The organism is Alcaligenes sp. GCM10023179 (assembly GCF_042653705.1).
GTDB classification, from domain to species: domain Bacteria; phylum Pseudomonadota; class Gammaproteobacteria; order Burkholderiales; family Burkholderiaceae_B; genus Alcaligenes; species Alcaligenes phenolicus.
The window spans coordinates 282,341-297,924 of record NZ_JBHSIQ010000003.1; the positions used below are offsets into that span (position 1 = coordinate 282,341).

Annotated in this window: 18 protein-coding genes; 5 read left to right on the forward strand and 13 right to left on the reverse strand. The window is 57.0% G+C overall.

The features are described 5' to 3' along the window. Window positions 1-216: 216 nt before the first annotated feature. The gene (argF, locus tag ACFPDR_RS15230) at window positions 217-1,158 is read right to left on the reverse strand and encodes an ornithine carbamoyltransferase (protein WP_021446751.1); all 942 of its coding nucleotides are present in this window, start codon (window positions 1,156-1,158) and stop codon (window positions 217-219) included. A gap of 252 nt (window positions 1,159-1,410) precedes the next feature. Between argF and ACFPDR_RS15235 the strand changes: the two genes are divergently transcribed. Then, window positions 1,411-1,725, forward strand: coding sequence for a DUF3579 domain-containing protein (locus ACFPDR_RS15235; RefSeq protein ID WP_009455652.1), 315 nt, complete (start codon window positions 1,411-1,413; stop codon window positions 1,723-1,725). 55 nt (window positions 1,726-1,780) lie between these two features. On the opposite strand, the gene ACFPDR_RS15240 is transcribed toward ACFPDR_RS15235, so the two are convergent. From ACFPDR_RS15240 to ACFPDR_RS15285, 10 genes are all read right to left on the reverse strand, one after another. After that, window positions 1,781-2,722, reverse strand: a complete 942-nt coding sequence (locus ACFPDR_RS15240) for a 2-hydroxyacid dehydrogenase (RefSeq protein WP_321386525.1) — start codon at window positions 2,720-2,722, stop codon at window positions 1,781-1,783. Window positions 2,723-2,879: 157 nt separating this feature from the next. After that, on the reverse strand, window positions 2,880-3,143 hold the full coding sequence (gene rpsT, locus ACFPDR_RS15245) for a 30S ribosomal protein S20 (protein WP_009455654.1): 264 nt from the start codon (window positions 3,141-3,143) through the stop codon (window positions 2,880-2,882). A 56-nt stretch (window positions 3,144-3,199) separates the two neighbouring features. Beyond that, window positions 3,200-4,753, reverse strand: a complete 1,554-nt coding sequence (murJ, locus tag ACFPDR_RS15250; protein WP_321386527.1) for a murein biosynthesis integral membrane protein MurJ — start codon at window positions 4,751-4,753, stop codon at window positions 3,200-3,202. An 18-nt stretch (window positions 4,754-4,771) separates the two neighbouring features. Next, a complete protein-coding gene (locus ACFPDR_RS15255) occupies window positions 4,772-5,536 on the reverse strand; it encodes a 3-hydroxyacyl-CoA dehydrogenase (RefSeq protein WP_060186008.1) in 765 nt (254 codons plus the stop codon). Window positions 5,537-5,599: 63 nt separating this feature from the next. Further along, window positions 5,600-6,256 carry an adenylate kinase gene (gene adk / locus ACFPDR_RS15260; RefSeq protein WP_035268201.1) on the reverse strand — a complete coding sequence of 219 codons (657 nt, stop codon included), beginning with the start codon at window positions 6,254-6,256 and terminating at the stop codon, window positions 5,600-5,602. 102 nt (window positions 6,257-6,358) lie between these two features. Then, window positions 6,359-7,123 carry a 3-deoxy-manno-octulosonate cytidylyltransferase gene (gene kdsB / locus ACFPDR_RS15265; RefSeq protein WP_321386529.1) on the reverse strand — a complete coding sequence of 255 codons (765 nt, stop codon included), beginning with the start codon at window positions 7,121-7,123 and terminating at the stop codon, window positions 6,359-6,361. Between the two features lies 1 nt (window position 7,124). Further along, window positions 7,125-7,310 (reverse strand): Trm112 family protein, encoded by a 186-nt coding sequence (locus tag ACFPDR_RS15270; RefSeq protein WP_009455665.1) that lies wholly within the window; start codon window positions 7,308-7,310, stop codon window positions 7,125-7,127. Further along, entirely contained in the window at window positions 7,310-8,389 is a 1,080-nt protein-coding gene (gene lpxK / locus ACFPDR_RS15275; protein ID WP_060186005.1) for a tetraacyldisaccharide 4'-kinase, read from the reverse strand. The genes ACFPDR_RS15270 and lpxK overlap by 1 nt, the downstream gene beginning before the upstream one ends. Further along, window positions 8,386-8,790: an ExbD/TolR family protein gene (locus ACFPDR_RS15280; RefSeq protein ID WP_026482901.1), complete on the reverse strand. Its 405-nt coding sequence runs from the start codon at window positions 8,788-8,790 to the stop codon at window positions 8,386-8,388. Before ACFPDR_RS15280 ends, lpxK begins: the two co-directional genes overlap by 4 nt. Beyond that, window positions 8,790-9,395: a MotA/TolQ/ExbB proton channel family protein gene (locus tag ACFPDR_RS15285; protein WP_376911392.1), complete on the reverse strand. Its 606-nt coding sequence runs from the start codon at window positions 9,393-9,395 to the stop codon at window positions 8,790-8,792. The genes ACFPDR_RS15280 and ACFPDR_RS15285 overlap by 1 nt, the downstream gene beginning before the upstream one ends. A 425-nt stretch (window positions 9,396-9,820) precedes the next feature. On the opposite strand from ACFPDR_RS15285, the gene xseA reads away from it, so the two are divergent. Next, window positions 9,821-11,167: an exodeoxyribonuclease VII large subunit gene (gene xseA / locus ACFPDR_RS15290; protein ID WP_239055459.1), complete on the forward strand. Its 1,347-nt coding sequence runs from the start codon at window positions 9,821-9,823 to the stop codon at window positions 11,165-11,167. Between the two features lie 54 nt (window positions 11,168-11,221). Then, window positions 11,222-11,800 carry a superoxide dismutase [Fe] gene (gene sodB, locus ACFPDR_RS15295; protein ID WP_009455685.1) on the forward strand — a complete coding sequence of 193 codons (579 nt, stop codon included), beginning with the start codon at window positions 11,222-11,224 and terminating at the stop codon, window positions 11,798-11,800. Window positions 11,801-11,938: 138 nt separating this feature from the next. Here the strand turns inward: sodB and bfr are convergent, their stop codons facing one another. Next, on the reverse strand, window positions 11,939-12,403 hold the full coding sequence (gene bfr / locus ACFPDR_RS15300) for a bacterioferritin (protein WP_035268187.1): 465 nt from the start codon (window positions 12,401-12,403) through the stop codon (window positions 11,939-11,941). A 254-nt stretch (window positions 12,404-12,657) separates the two neighbouring features. Here bfr and ACFPDR_RS15305 point away from each other — a divergent pair, with 254 nt between their 5' ends. Both ACFPDR_RS15305 and pcaF read left to right on the forward strand, forming a co-directional pair. Continuing rightward, window positions 12,658-13,479, forward strand: a complete 822-nt coding sequence (locus ACFPDR_RS15305; RefSeq protein WP_115635103.1) for an acid phosphatase — start codon at window positions 12,658-12,660, stop codon at window positions 13,477-13,479. A gap of 383 nt (window positions 13,480-13,862) precedes the next feature. Next, window positions 13,863-15,068, forward strand: a complete 1,206-nt coding sequence (gene pcaF, locus ACFPDR_RS15310; protein WP_009455691.1) for a 3-oxoadipyl-CoA thiolase — start codon at window positions 13,863-13,865, stop codon at window positions 15,066-15,068. On the opposite strand, the gene ACFPDR_RS15315 is transcribed toward pcaF, so the two are convergent. Further along, window positions 15,069-15,539: a DUF192 domain-containing protein gene (locus ACFPDR_RS15315; RefSeq protein ID WP_115635105.1), complete on the reverse strand. Its 471-nt coding sequence runs from the start codon at window positions 15,537-15,539 to the stop codon at window positions 15,069-15,071. Between the last annotated feature and the right edge of the window lie 45 nt (window positions 15,540-15,584).

The window sequence follows — 15,584 nt, forward strand, 5'->3', positions numbered from 1 at the left end:
CGGTGTTGCTTGAGATCGCTTATCGCATTGCCTGACGCTTTCAGGACTTGAGTTTGGCGGTTAAAGGATCAGCAGTACGCCAGTTTAGAACGTATATTCAAAGGGATTATTTGAATCCCGTTTGAATAGGCGTGTGAAGCGATCCGGTATTAAAAAGGGGATACGACGTATCCCCTTTTTATGTCATTGAGCAAAGTCTGCTCCGGGTAGAAGCACTCAGGCTTCCAGACGACCCAGAATCAGGAACTCCATCAACGCTTTCTGTACGTGCAAGCGGTTCTCGGCTTCGTCCCAGACCACGCTTTGTGGGCCGTCAATGACTTCGCCGGTTACTTCTTCGCCACGGTGAGCGGGCAGGCAGTGCATGAAGATGGCTTCTGGGTCGGCCACATCCATCATTTCCTGATCCACACACCAGTCAGCAAAGGCTTTGCGACGCTCTTCGTTTTCGTCTTCGTAACCCATGCTGGTCCACACGTCGGTGGTGACCAGGTGCGCGCCCTTGCAGGCTTCCAGTGGATCGTCGAATTCACGCAGAATGCTGGAATCCGGGTTGCCGGTGCGATCGGATTCCAGGTGGTAGCCGTTAGGGGCCGACACATGCAGGGTGAAGCCCAGGATTTCCGCCGCTTGCAGCCAGGTGTAGGCCATATTGTTGGCGTCACCAATCCAGGCCACGGTCTTGCCCTTGATATCGCCACGGTGTTCGATAAAGGTGAAGATGTCGGCCAGAATCTGGCAAGGATGAAATTCGTTGGTCAGGCCATTGATGACCGGCACACGCGAGTGGGAGGCAAAGCGCTCCAGACGGGTTTGCTCGAAGGTACGAATCATGACGATATCGACCATGCGTGAAACCACGCGGGCGGTATCTTCGATAGGTTCGGAGCGGCCCAGCTGCGAGTCGGTGGTGGTCAGGTGAATGACCGAACCGCCCAACTGATACATACCGGCTTCAAACGAAACACGGGTACGGGTGCTGGCTTTTTCAAAAACCATCGCCAAGGTGCGGTCGTGCAATGTGTGGTGCGGCTGATAGCGTTTGAACTTGTCTTTGATCAGGCGTGCGCGTTCCAGCACATATAAAATTTCGTCGTGAGAAAAGTCGCGAAATTGCAGAAAGTGCCGAAGCGGTCCTGCTTGCACGATGGCATCCATAAAAAAATCCTGCGGATAAAGAAAGCCATCTTAACCTGTCCGGCTATTAAGAGCAAAGCCGGTCTGTGGCGGGGAAGGGGAAACCGTTTGGTTTTGGAATAAAGCGAGAGGGCAAAGTAATGATTAGCAATAAATTGTCAAGCGGCTAATTTATTGAATCCCGGGCTTTGCGTGGCCGCGATCGGATACAATGCGTGGCGAGAAAGGAAAAGGTGCAGCATACCTGAACTGCACGATGAGCGATTAATTGTTATGACAGAGCCAGTGAAGCAACTTGTAATCCATGGTGTGACCCGGCAGGATCAGCGCTTTCGTCCCAGTGATTGGGCAGAACGCTTGGCCGGTGTAATGTCCCAGTTTCGTCCCGCTGGGGCGATGGGTGGTCATCTGACTTATTCGCCCTATGTGGTGCCGCGATTGATTGACGGCGTGCGATGTGTGGTGGTGGATGCGCGCCTGCGAGAGCTTGAACCTTTGGCCTGGAAATTCGTCTGTGGCTTTGCCGATGATAATAATTTAAAAACCAGCGGCATTGATCCCGACAATATGGACCCTGTCGATTCCTGATTCAGACAGCTCATTCAATAAGTCGCCACCGCTAAAACGGTAGGCGACTTGTTTTTTACACGGCAAGTGGTGTCAGTACTTTGCCGGTTTTTTGATACTGCAATACATTTTCCAGCGTCAGCGAGAGCATGGCTTCGCGTGTCTCGTGCGTTGCACTGGCCGTGTGCGGTGCCAGAACGACCTGGTTCAGATCGCGCAAGGCCTGGGGCACCTGGGGTTCATTCTCGAACACATCCAGCCCGGCAGAGCCCAGTCGTCCTTCCTGCAGGGCGGCAATCAGTGCGCTTTCATCGACCACGCTGCCGCGGGCAATATTGACCAGAATCCCTTTGGGACCCAAGGCGTTCAGCACGTCTATATTGATCAGCCCCCGTGTCTCATCGCCACCGACGGCAGCAATCACCATGATGTCTGCCCAATGGGCCAGTTCGATCAGGGAAGGCTCGTAGTGCCAGGGCACATCGTGACGTGGACGGCGGTTGTGATAGCGCAGTTCCATATCAAAGCCACTGGCGCGGCGGGCAATGGTCTGGCCAATGCGTCCCAGGCCCACAATGCCCAGCCTCTTGCCGCTGACCCGTGTCCCAAGCCCGAAACCATTGGGTCTGTCCCACAGACCAGCACGCACGTAGCGATCCGATTCCGTCACACGGCGAGCCGCATCCAGCATCAAGGCCCAGGCCATATCGGCCACGCAATCGTTCAGAACATCAGGAGTGGTACTGACCTGAATACCGCGCTGTTTGGCGGCCTGTACGTCGATGGAGTCGTAGCCTACCCCTACGCTGCAAATCGCTTTCAAAGCGGGCAGGCGGTCCATCAAGGAGGCGGGGGTAGCAGTGACAGCGCTGGTCAGGAGTACCTGTACGCGTTCGATCTGCTGGGCAGAGAGCTGGTTCAGGTCCTGGAGGACAATGCGCTCGAAATGACGGTCGATTTCGTCAAAAGAAGGGTGCTGGGCCAAAGATGCCAGTTGCAGCACGATGGGACGTGTCATGGGGACTCGCTAATGAAAAAGCAAATCCATAACTTAGCATGATTGGCCTGCATGTTCAGGCAATGGTTTTGTGGCTAATAAAAAAGGGGTGCTAAGCACCCCCTTTCTAACTGGTTTTTAGGCCAGAGCCGATTAAACCATTAAAAATCTTCAGCAATCAGGCCAGGGCCTTGATAGCAGCAGACAGGCGGCTCTTGTGGCGGGCAGCCTTGTTCTTGTGAATGATGTTCTTGTCGGCAACGCGATCAATGATGCTGGTCGCTTTGCGGAATACTTCGTTAGCAGCGGTTTTGTCACCGGCTTCGATAGCCTGGCGAACGCGCTTGATAGCGGTACGCAGCATGGAACGGATGCTGGCGTTGTGTTTGTTGCGAGCCACTGCTTGGCGGGCGCGCTTGCGTGCTTGTGCGGAATTAGCCATTTTTAATAAAGCCTAAGTTTTAAAGTTTAATCGGCAAAGACAATTATTCTAGGATACTAAGCCCGCTTTGTAAAGTAAGAGGGGCGAATGCCTACGATAAACAACATGCCGAAATAGGAAATGCCGCTGGCAAGCAACACGCCGCCCAGATACAGCACACGCAGCAGGGGCGTGGCTCCCAGGCTGATCCAGTCGATATAACGGTCAGCCAGCAAGAGGACGGCGGCCAGAGCAGCCAGGGCAGGAATAATCTTCAGGAAAAAACGTAACCAGTCATGATTGGGCTGGTAAATGCCGCGCTTTCGCAGCATGACCAGCAAGGTCAGCGCATTGACGGTGGCACCCAGGCCAATCGACAAGGCCAGCCCGGCATGGGCAAACGTGGGCACCAGTACCAGGTTAAAGAGCTGGGTAATGATCAGGACGGCAATGGCAATGCGCACCGGTGTACGAATATCCTGGCGGGCGTAAAAGCCGGGGGCCAGAATCTTGATGGCCAGCAGGCCCACCAGGCCAACCGAATAGGCACCGACTGCCAATTTGGTCTGGGCAACATCAGCGGCAGCAAACGCACCGTAGTGAAACAGGGTGGCGACCAGGCCGTCGGACAGCAAGGCCATGCCCAGGGCGGCAGGCAGGCCCAGCAGCAGGACCAGGCGCAGGCCCCAGTCCAGCAAGCCGCTGTAATTCTTGTCGTCCTTGCCGGCATGGGCGGCCGACAGCTTGGGCAGCAAGACCGTGCCCAGTGCCACACCTAGCAGGGCAGTGGGGAACTCCATAAGACGGTCGGCAAAGGACAGCCAGGTCACGCTGCCGGACTGCAACCAGGTGGCGATATTGGTATTGATCAGCAGGGAAATCTGCGCAACAGAAACGCCCAGAATGGCGGGCAGCATCTGTTTAAGAATGCGCTGCACGATAGGGTCGCGGCGCGCTTCACCCAGTCGTAGCGAGAATCGTGGCAACAGGCCCAGACGGGCCAATGCGCTCCATTGCACCAGCAATTGGGCCAGACCGCCCACCATCACCCCAACGGCCAGGGCGTAAATGGGTGTTTCCATATGCTGGGCCAGAAACAGGCTGGCGCCAATCATGGACAGATTCAGCAGGATGGGAGTGAAAGCCGGAACCGCAAAGCGGCTCCAGGTGTTCAGTACCGCAGAGGCAAAAGCCACCAGCGACATGCAGATGATGTAGGGGAACATCATGCGCGTCATGGTGATGGCGGCACCAAATTCGGTTTGTCGTTCGGGGGCGGTCAGGCCACTGGCCATGGCACTGACGACCCAGGGGGCTGCCAGAATACCGATGGCGGTGACCAGCATGACAGCAAAGGTCAGCAGCAGGGCGACGCGGTCCAGCAATTGCTGAACCTTGTCCTGCTCGTGTTCCTTGCGCACCTGCCCCAGGATAGGCACAAAGGCTTGTGAAAACGCTCCTTCTGCAAACAGGCGTCGCAGCAGATTGGGAATGCGAAATGCCACCCAGAAAGCGTCGGTGAGCGGGCCCGCCCCAAAGGCACGGGCAATCAGAATATCGCGTGCCAGTCCGGTGATACGAGACAGCAGCGTCAGGCCACTAATTGTGGCCGCCGAGCGAAACAAACCCATTGGAGCCGATACAGAAAGTTATTTTGGTGCCATACGAATAGCGCCATCCAGACGGATGGTTTCGCCATTGAGCATTTCATTATTGATGATGCTCTGCACCAGTTGGGAGAAATCTTCAGGGCGACCCAGGCGCGATGGGAAAGGAATGCTGGCCGCCAGGGAGTCCTGAACTTCCTGAGGCATGGCAAACATCATGGGGGTGCCGAAGATGCCGGGAGCGATCGTCATGACACGGATGCCGGTCTGGGCCAGGTCGCGGGCCAGAGGCAGGGTCAAACCGACTACACCGGCTTTGGAAGCACCGTAAGCGGCTTGGCCAATCTGGCCATCATAGGCGGCTACCGAAGCGGTGTTGATCAGCACGCCACGCTCGCCCGAGGCTTCGGGGGTGTTGCTGCCCATGGCCGCAGCGGCCAGACGACACATATTGAAGGTGCCGACCAGGTTGATCATGACGGTTTTCTGGAACAGGTCCAGCGTGTGCGGGCCATTGCGTCCTACCGTGCGCGAGGCGGGAGCCACGCCGGCACAGTTGATCAGTCCGAACAGGGGGCGGGCGCTGTCCTGGCAAGCCAGATCCACGACGGCCTGGGCATCTTGCTCGGAAGTAACATCACAGCGCTGATAAAGTTGGCCCAGCTCTTTGGCCAGAGCCTCACCGGCCTCGTCCTGAATATCGGCGATCACCACGCGGGCGCCGTTTTCAACCAGCATACGTACGGTGCCTGCGCCCAGACCCGATGCGCCGCCGGTGACAATAAAAGTCTTGTTATTGATTTGCATGAGCTTGTCTCCCTTGGATAATAAACAACCGGCCCTTTTGGGGCCGGCTGAATCTTGACTTACTTAGCTTGCCAGGGCGTCCACAATGCGCTGGCGGATCTCATCGACGCTGCCCACGCCGGAAATCTTGCGATAGGCCGGAGCTTGTGGGTCGCCGGTGGCTGACCATTGCGAGTAGTAATCGACCAGAGGGCGGGTCTGCTCGCGATAGACAGACAAGCGGTGGCGTACGGTTTCCTCGCGGTCATCGTCGCGCTGGAGCAAGGGTTCGCCTGTTACGTCGTCCACACCGGGGGTTTTGGGTGGATTGAAGGTGACGTGGTAGCTACGACCGCTGGCTGCGTGGATACGGCGGCCGCTCATGCGTTCGATAATGCTTTCTTCAGGAACGTCGATCTCGATCACGAAGTCCAGTTTGACCTGGGCATCCTTCAAGGCATCGGCCTGGGGAATCGTGCGTGGGAAACCGTCGAACAGGTAGCCGGGCTCACAGTCGGCTGCTTGCAGGCGATCGCGTACCAGGCCGATGATCAGGTCATCCGAAACCAGGCCGCCGGCGTCCATGATTTTTTTGGCTTCTACACCCAGCGGGGTTTGGGCTTTGACAGCGGCACGCAGCATATCGCCCGTGGAAATTTGTGGAATACCAAATTTCTCGGTGATGAAAGCAGCTTGAGTGCCTTTGCCGGCACCAGGGGGCCCGAGCAGTATGAGTCGCATGAATTCCTCCAGGAAATGCGTCGATCCGATTCTCGCTTCAGTATGATGCGTTGCAGCATATTTAGCGCATTTTTTATTCGGATAGAGCAGAAAAAAGATCTTTTATAACCGATTTGCGAAGTGAGCGCGTACTCTTTCCAGGTCTTGTTCGGTGTCTACCCCGGCTGCAGGAATCTCCTGGAGGCGGTGAACCATAATCTGGAAGCCGTTTTCCATGGCTCGCAGCTGCTCCAAAGACTCGAAGTGCTCCAGTGGCCCACGCGGTAGCTGGGCGTACCGCTGCAGGAAGCGATTTCGGTAGGCATAAAGGCCAATATGGTGCAATGCGGGAAGCCCGTCGGCCAGTACCTGTTCGCCACCGGCCAGCGCGTCGCGGGCCCAGGGCATGGGGGCGCGGGAAAAGTACAGGGCGCGACCTTGCAGGTCGCAAACCACTTTGACGGCATTGGGGTTAAAGAGTGTCTCGGCGTTCTTGATGGGCGCGGCCAGCGTGGCAATGTCGGCTTGTTCGCTGCGGGCCAATAGTTCGGCAGCAGCATTGATGTGCTCGGGCTGAATCAGGGGTTCGTCACCTTGCACATTGACCACGATCTCGTCCTCGGGTAGCTCCAGCAGGCGAGCGGCCTGGGCCAGACGGTCAGTGCCGGTCGGGTGTTCTGCATCGGTCAGCAAGGCATTGAAACCATGCGCCTGGACAGCCTCCAGCACTTGCGGTGAGTCCGTCGCCACCCAGACCTGACGCGCCCCGCTTTGCGCGGCTTGTTGAGCGCAACGCACGATCATGGGTTGGCCTGCAATGTCGGCCAGCGGTTTGTTGGGCAGACGGGTGGAACCCAGGCGGGCAGGGATGATGACGGAAAAAGTCATATCAGTTGCTGGAAGGTTCCTGCGCGTCCAGTTGACGTGCTTCGTTGATCAGCATGGTAGGGATGCCGTCCACAATGGGGAAGGCCAGTTTGTCGGCCTTGCAGACCAATTCTTGCTGTTCGCGGTCGTGGCGCAGCGGGCCTTTGCACAAGGGGCAGACCAGCACTTCGAGTAGGCGAGCTTCCATTATTGAACTCCGGGTAATGTGGGTAAGGTTGAGCGCCGTTCGCGCAGCAGGCTATCCAGTTCAGCAATCCAGTCCGGGCGTGAAAACACGGGCTGGACATCCACAACCCACAGACGTGGGTCGTTCAGGTGCTGGCATTTTACGGCGTCTTTACGGGTAATGAGTACCGGCCCCTCATGCAGGGCCTGAAAGTCCTGAGCTTGCAAGGCGGCATGGTCGGGCAGGGGGAAAGTCTGGCTCAGATGCAGACCACAAGCGCGCAGCATCGTGAAAAAACGGGTGGGCTGGCCAATGGCGGCCAGCGCCTGCAGTTCTTGCTGGCCGTATTCCTGATACCAGTCCGACCAGCTCAGGCGACGGCCCGAACTCAGGTGTTCCAGCTGATAAGGACGCAGGCTCATGCTCAGGGCGCGGCCAGGCTCGGTGGGTTGAGGGGTGGAAGGCGGCGTTTGGTCGGCCACAATCTGGCTGATCAGCCAGTCCACGCGACGCAGGCGTTCGGGGCTTTCACGCAATGGTCCCGCTGGCAGCAGCAAGCCATTTCCTACACCGCGAGCATCCTGTACCACGACTTCCATATCGCGTTGCAGGGCCAGATGTTGAAGGCCGTCATCCGAAATAATCAGGTCGACTGCCGGATATTTCTCGAGCAAAGCCTGGGCCGCCAGTGCACGGCGAGGGTGAACGGCGATGGGGGCCCGGGTTTGGGCGGCAATCAGGGCGGGTTCATCGCCAAATTGTTCGGCGGCTAATTGGCCCTGGCCTACGCGCGGGCTGGGGCCGATCTCTACCCCGTAACCTCGGCTGACAATGCCGGGTGTCCATCCCAGGGCGCGCAATTGCTCGGTCAGAGCCAGGACGACGGGGGTTTTGCCTGCGCCACCCACGATGATATTGCCCACCACGATCACCGGCACCGGGCTGCGGTAGGATGCGGCGGGATCTTGCTCGTAGCGTTGCTGCTTGCGCTGTACGAAGAGCGCAGCCAGCGCTGAAAGCGGGCGCATCACAAGGCTGAACCAGCCTTTTTTCTGCCACTGCTGGTGAAGCCAATGAGTCAGGCGGACGCGCACGCTCATGGGGCCTGGGTTGCAAAGTGAATGCGATGAATGCCAACCTGACGGGCGGCCTCCATAGCCTGTACCACCGCGAAGTGGGGGGCTTGGGCATCGGCCAGAATCAGCAGGCTGCTGTTTTCGTCAGTCTTTTCGCTCGACAAGGCTTGGCTAAGGGGAGAGCCACTGCTGGCATCCAGCCACATGCCGTTCAAGGCGTAGCGCCCGTCCTGGCTGATAGCCAGTAACAGTTCAGTGGTCTGGGCGGCCTGGGCCTGAGCCTGGGGCAAGGAAACATCCAACTGGCGATAGCGCACGAAGGTGCTGCTGGCAGCCAGAAAAATCAGCACCACCAGCAAAACATCTATCAAGGGCACCAGATTCAGTTCCAGCGTGTCCTGGTCTTGGGCTCGGCGAAAGCGCATCAGACGGCCCTCTGAGCCAACAGACGATCCAGCGCACCCGCTTCCGTTTCCAGGCAGTGCAGCAGGTAGTCGGCACGGCTGCGAAAGTAGCGGTGAAAGATCATGGCCGGGACGGCAATCAGAATCCCCAGGGCGGTGTTGTACAGGGCCACGGAAATGCCACGGGCAATCAGGCTGGGGTCGCCACCGGCGGGGTCGTAGACGGCAAAAATGTCGATCATGCCAATAACCGTACCAAACAGGCCCAGCAAAGGGGCGATCACGGCAATGGTGCCCAGTGCCGGAATGTACTTGTTCAATTGGTAGCTGATGTCTTTGCCTTCTGCCTCGACCGCAGACTCACGCACGGCGGAAGTTTGGTGGCGGTTTTTCAGTACGGTGGCTAATACTCGACCCAGAGGGGAGTTATCGTACAGGCGGGGCAGGGACTCGTCCTGAATCCGGTTCTGGGCCGTCAGCTCGCTGATCTGGCGTGCCAGTCCGGCCGGTAGAATTCGTTTGCTGCGCAGGGCTAAAAGACGCTCCAGGATCAAACCCAGAGCAAGAATGGAGCAGGCCAGCAGGAACCAGACAGGCCAGCCAGCGGCATGGATCAAAGTAAGCACGAGTCTATTATCCGGTCACGAAATAAATCAGCGCTTATTGTAGAGCCCCTGTCCGCATTGCGGGAATGTTCCGGCGCGAGCGCGGTACACTTTACGGTCTTTTCCCACAAAGCACGGCCAAACCCCTGATGTATTTGAAGTAATAGGTGTAGTGCTAAAACTATCCACAAAAACTGTGGATAATTCTGTGTATAAAACATCCCATAGTGGCTCGGGCGGTGGTTTAGAGGTTCTCTGGCTAATTTTCGACCATCTTGGTGTTTTTATAAATAGTCTTTAATTTCAATGGCTTATCCGGTTTCGATAAAGTGCTGCATCAGGTGTTCAACGGAAGCCATTGTCTTGGCGTCTATTTGACAAAAGCATGACAGTTGTGGATACGGAGCGGTGGAAAACTCGTTCGGGGCGAGTCAAAAACAAAGAATATGATGCATTATCAAGAATCTAGAGCACCTGCGGTATGGACCGTGGCACAGTTGAATCGCCGTGTCAGCCAGTTGCTGGACGAGCACATGCCCGTCGTTTGGGTTAGCGGTGAAGTGTCCAACTTTACCCAGGCCGCTTCCGGGCATTGGTACTTTTCCATCAAGGACGATAAGGCCGCGGTTCGTGCCGTCATGTTTCGGGGGCGTGCCCAGGCCGTCGGCTTTGTGCCGCGTGCGGGCGAGCGCTTCGAGTTTCGCTGCTCGGTCACCTTGTACGAGGCACGTGGCGACTTTCAGGTTCAGGTCGAAGGCATGCGCCGCGCTGGCCTGGGGGATTTGCACGAAGCGTTTCTGCGTCTGAAGGGGCAGTTGCAAAGCGAAGGCCTGTTCGAGCCGGAACGCAAGCGTCCTATTGCCACCTTGCCGCGCAGCATCGGCATTATCACGTCTCTGGCCGCCGCTGCATTGCGTGATGTGCTCACTGCCATGGAACGGCGCGCCCCCCATGTTCGCCTTATTATTTACCCGGCTCCGGTTCAGGGTGCTGAGGCACCGCCGCGACTGCGGCAAGCCTTGGAAACCGCGATTGAGCGGGCCGAGGTTGATACGCTCTTGCTGGTGCGTGGGGGCGGAAGTCTGGAAGATCTCTGGGCTTTTAACGACGAAGGTCTGGCGCGTCTGATCGCGTCCAGTCCTATCCCTATTATTAGTGGGGTGGGGCACGAGACAGACTTCACCATTGCTGATTTTGTAGCTGACTTGCGCGCACCCACGCCAACCGCCGCCGCCGAACTGGCCTGTCTGGGGCGCGATCAGTTACTGGAACAGGTGTTTGCGCGCATGGGCGCGTTGAGCCACGGTGTGCAGCGTCATCTGGATCGGGCCTCTCTGCGTCTGGATCGGGCGGTAGCCAAATTGGTCTCTCCGCATCAACGCCTGGCCCAGCAGCAGCAACGTCTGGATCATCTCACCCAAAGACTGCAACGTGTGGCTCGCAGCGTCCCCGATACTGCTGCGTTGCGCCTGACTACCTTGAGGGCGCGTTTGGAGCGCAGCATTCCTCAGCTGACGTCAAGACAGCAAAATCTGAATATGCTTTTCCAACGGCTGGAAAAAGGTCTGGATCATGCGCTGGTTTTGCGTCGCCAGCGCCTGGCCGCGGCCCAGCAAACGCTGCAAGCCTTGTCCCCGCGCCTTATCATCAATCGTGGATATGCCATAGTCAGGGATAGCGAGGGGAAAGTTGTAAAAAATGCGTTAGACTTAAAGATTGGTGAACGACTCGATGTCGAGTTGAGTCGCGGTCATGTGTCGGTGGATGTGGTGCGCACGCACGATCTGCTCTAGGCTGCGTCGTCCTTGTTGGATACCAAACACGGTTTTTTTTTAGAAGGAATTGAAATGGCATTCACTCTTCCAGCTCTTCCATACGAACTCAACGCCCTTGAGCCACATATCTCCAAGGAAACTTTGGAGTTTCACTACGGTAAGCATCACCAGGCTTACGTCACCAACCTGAACAATCTGGTTGCTGGCACCGAATTTGAAAACGCTTCCCTGGAAGATGTGGTCAAGAAATCCTCCGGTGGCGTGTTCAACAACGCTGCTCAGGTTTGGAACCACACTTTCTACTGGAACAGCCTGTCCCCTAACGGCGGCGGCGCTCCTACCGGCAAAGTGGCTGATGCCATCAACGCCAAATGGGGCAGCTTTGACGCCTTCAAAGAAGCCTTCACCAAGTCTGCCGTTGGCAACTTCGGTTCGGGCTGGACCTGGTTGGTCAAAAAGGCCGACGGTTCCCTGGACATCGTCAACACCAGCAACGCTGGCACGACGCTGACTTCCGACGACGTCGCCCTGATCACCTGTGATGTGTGGGAACACGCCTACTACATCGACTACCGCAATGCCCGTCCCAAGTACCTGGAAATTTTCTGGAACCTGGTGAACTGGGACTTTGCCGCCAAGAACCTGGGTTAATCATCCTGGTTGAGGGTAGCGCTCATCGGAGGGCTACCCGGCAATAAAAAAACCGCCATGCGCATGCTGGCGGTTTTTTTTGGCTTCAATGAAAACAAGTCATAGGGCGTGTGCTGCCGTGCCTTGTTTTTGAAGACCTTACATCTGGGATTGCTGGTAGTTTTCCAGGCCCACTTTTTCGATCAGGCCCAATTGCTTCTCCAGCCAGTAGGTGTGGTCTTCTTCCGTGTCGCGCAACTGGGCCAGAATGATGTCGCGTGTCACGAAATCGCTGGCGGATTCTGCCAGTGCTATGCCTTTTTGCAGAGCCGCGCGAACTTCATATTCCAGTTCCAGATCCTTGCGCAACATGCCGACCACGTCCTTGCCGGGTTCAAACGCATTGGGGCGCATGTCGGGAATGCCGTCGAGCATCAGGATGCGGCGTATCAGGGCGTCAGCGTGCTGTGTTTCTTCTTCCATTTCGTGGTTCATACGCTCGTAAAGCTGCGTGAAACCCAGATGCTCGTAAAAGCGGGAATGGATAAAGTACTGGTCGCGCGCTGCGAGTTCGCCGCGCAGCAGTTGATTTAGATAGTCGAGGACTTCGGGGTTGCCTTGCATGGTGATGAGCCTGTAGAGGATGTCAACGGGGGAAGTATGCCATGAGCAGGCCATGAGGGTGCTTGATCTGTGGCACCAAATGGCAAGCACGCTATTCAGTTTGGCGGCTGCAATGGCAAGATCGCGGATTGCCTTCCAATCGTGCCGGGGTGCAGCTTCAGTGTTTACCGATCTTAGCCGGGTCAAGAGCTCCACACGCGGCCGTTGGCGTTTTCCGAAACCGGGGCTTTTTGCTCCTTTAGTCGAGGTCTGCTATGTCTGCTGCTTTGCGTGTTCGTCCTGCCTTGTTGGGCCTGGTGGGCAGTGTCTTGGTTTTGTCGGCGGGTCAGTTGAGCGCTCAGCCTTCTACACATTTGGAAGTCAAGGAAAGTCACTCTTCCGTCAAGCGGGTGGCTGGTTACTTGGACCAAACTGAACTGCCGGATAGTGTGATGCTCCTCGATCCGCCGCCGGCTGCAGATAGTGCGGCCTTTGCCCGGGATGAAGAAGCGCGTCGGGCTGCCGGGCAGCTAAAAGGGTCAGCTCGCTGGGCACTGGCTAAACAAGATGCAGACTTGGTATTTCCACGGCCCGCTCAGAATTATTCGTGCGCATTGGGAGTTCAAATCGACCAAGAGAGCACGCCGGTTATTTATCAGATGATGCGTCGCTTGTTGCCTGATGCGGGTCTATCCACTTACGGAGCCAAAAACAAGTATCAGCGGGTGCGTCCTTTCGATCTTCATAATGAAGATACACGCACGCCAGCGGATGAGGAGTTTTTGCGCAATGATGGTTCCTATCCCTCGGGCCATGCGGCTGCTGGCTGGGCATGGGCACTAGTGTTGGCGCAGATCAGCCCCGAACGAAGTAATGAGTTGCTGGCTCGTGGCCTGTCTTTCGGTCAAAGCCGTGTCATTTGCAATGTACATTGGCAAAGTGATGTGGAGGCGGGGCGTGTGATAGGCGCCGCCGCGGTGGCTCGTGTGCAGAGTGAGGAGGCCTTCCAGGCTGACATCCTGGCCGCCCGACTAGAATTGGCACAAGCGAAAGTTGCTTCAAGTGGTCAAGCGCTTAATTGCGCCGAACCGTTCTAGCGCTGCTTTGAGTGGGTCGTTCGGCTGGCGATTGTAAAAACGAGCGTCCTCATATTGGTTTGAGTGCAGGAAAGAGGGCTTCCGTCTGCTTTCCTGTGCGAGCGCGTCTTGTTTTCTTAATGCCGTGATTACCTGGCGTTGCGGGTATGAGAGTTGAATAAGCTTTTCCTGCTGCGGATTCGGCTTGTCACTGTGCCAGGCGCTTTGGCGCATAGACCGCCGGATCGTTCGGGACTGGATGCGCTAAACTGACCGCACTGCGGACATGCTGAATCACCAGAAAAAACCCGGCTGTACTCAAGCGCTACTATCAAAACAGTAGATTTCGAGCGCTCTTCATAGTGCTCTCGCGTGATTTTATTCAAGATATCAGGGTGAATTTCATGAGTCAGGACGCCTTTATTTGTGACGCAATTCGTACGCCTTTCGGACGTTATGGCGGTTCGCTGTCCGCTGTGAGGGCGGATGACCTGGGTGCGGTGCCTATTGCCGCGCTGATGAAGCGCAACCCCCAAGTCGATTGGAGCAAGCTGGATGATGTGATGTACGGCTGCGCCAACCAGGCGGGTGAAGACAACCGCAACGTGGCGCGGATGTCCGCTCTGCTGGCCGGTTTGCCCGTGGACGTGCCTGGCGTGACCTTGAACCGTCTGTGCGGTTCGGGCCTGGACGCGATTGGTTCGGCTGCTCGTGCCATTCGCGCTGGCGATGCCTCTTTCATCCTGGCCGGTGGTGTGGAAAGCATGAGCCGCGCTCCCTTCGTCATGGGCAAGGCTGAAACGGCGTTCTCCCGCAGCGCAGGTATTTATGACACCACGATTGGCTGGCGCTTCATCAACAAAGCCATGAAAGAGCAGTACGGTGTGGATTCCATGCCCGAAACGGCTGAAAACGTGGCTCAGCAGTTCAATGTGTCCCGTGAAGACCAGGACGTGTTTGCCCTGAATAGCCAGCTGCGTGCGGCCGCTGCCCAGGAAGCCGGCATTCTGGCTGAAGAAATTACCCCTGTGATCATTCCCCAGCGCAAGGGCGACCCCATTGTGGTGGATAAGGACGAACACCCACGTGCCACGACTCTGGAGTCCCTGACTCGCTTGAAGCCTGTCGTGCGTGCCGATGGCACCGTGACCGCGGGCAATGCCTCGGGTGTGAACGATGGTGCTTGCGCGCTGCTGGTTGCCAACAAAGCAACCGTCGAAGCCCAAGGCCTGACTCCGCGCGCTCGTGTGGTGGCCATGGCGTTTGCTGGTGTGGAGCCACGCATCATGGGTATTGGCCCGGCACCTGCCAGCCAGAAGGTGCTGGCTTTGGCGGGTCTGACTCTGGATCAAATGGATGTGATCGAGCTGAACGAGGCCTTTGCCGCTCAAGGTCTGGCGGTGACTCGCATGCTGGGTCTGGCTGATAACGATCCTCGCGTGAACCCGAACGGGGGCGCGATTGCGCTGGGTCACCCTCTGGGTGCCAGTGGTGCGCGTCTGGCGATTGCGGCTATCAACCAATTGCATCGCACAGGCGGACGCTACGCCCTGTGCACCATGTGTATTGGTGTCGGCCAGGGCGTGGCTTTGATTCTTGAGCGCGTCTAACTAAGGTTGCAGGGCAGGCAGGCCGGTGATTGTCTCACCGGCCTTTTTGTCTGCTTGCTTGAACCAGCCTTGTTCCATCTCCAAGGCATAGCGCACAGGTCGCACCGGGCAGTGGGATTGAAGATCAAAGGGTTGCATGGCCTCGATATTGGTAATCGTGCCTTCTTCGGTAATAAAGGCAATATCCAGCGGCAGAGGCGTATTCTTCATCCAGAAGCAAGGCATTCCGCTTTGCTCGAATACGAATAACATGCCGTGATCGGGGGCCAGGCTTTCTCGATGCATCAAACCTTGTGCACGAGTCTCGTCGCGATCGGCCACTTCCGCCTGGATTTGTTTGGAACCCAGGGATAGTGTCAGGGTGGGAAGAGTCTCATCCGCCTGGACCGGGGCGCTAATACAAAGCGCTGCCAGAAGACAGGCAAAAAAAACAGGGCGCGCAGGCCCCGTAGTCGTAGTGCGATACTGCATGTGTGTTGCGAACCTGCTTTTGTTAGAATCGAGAGCGCAAGAGAT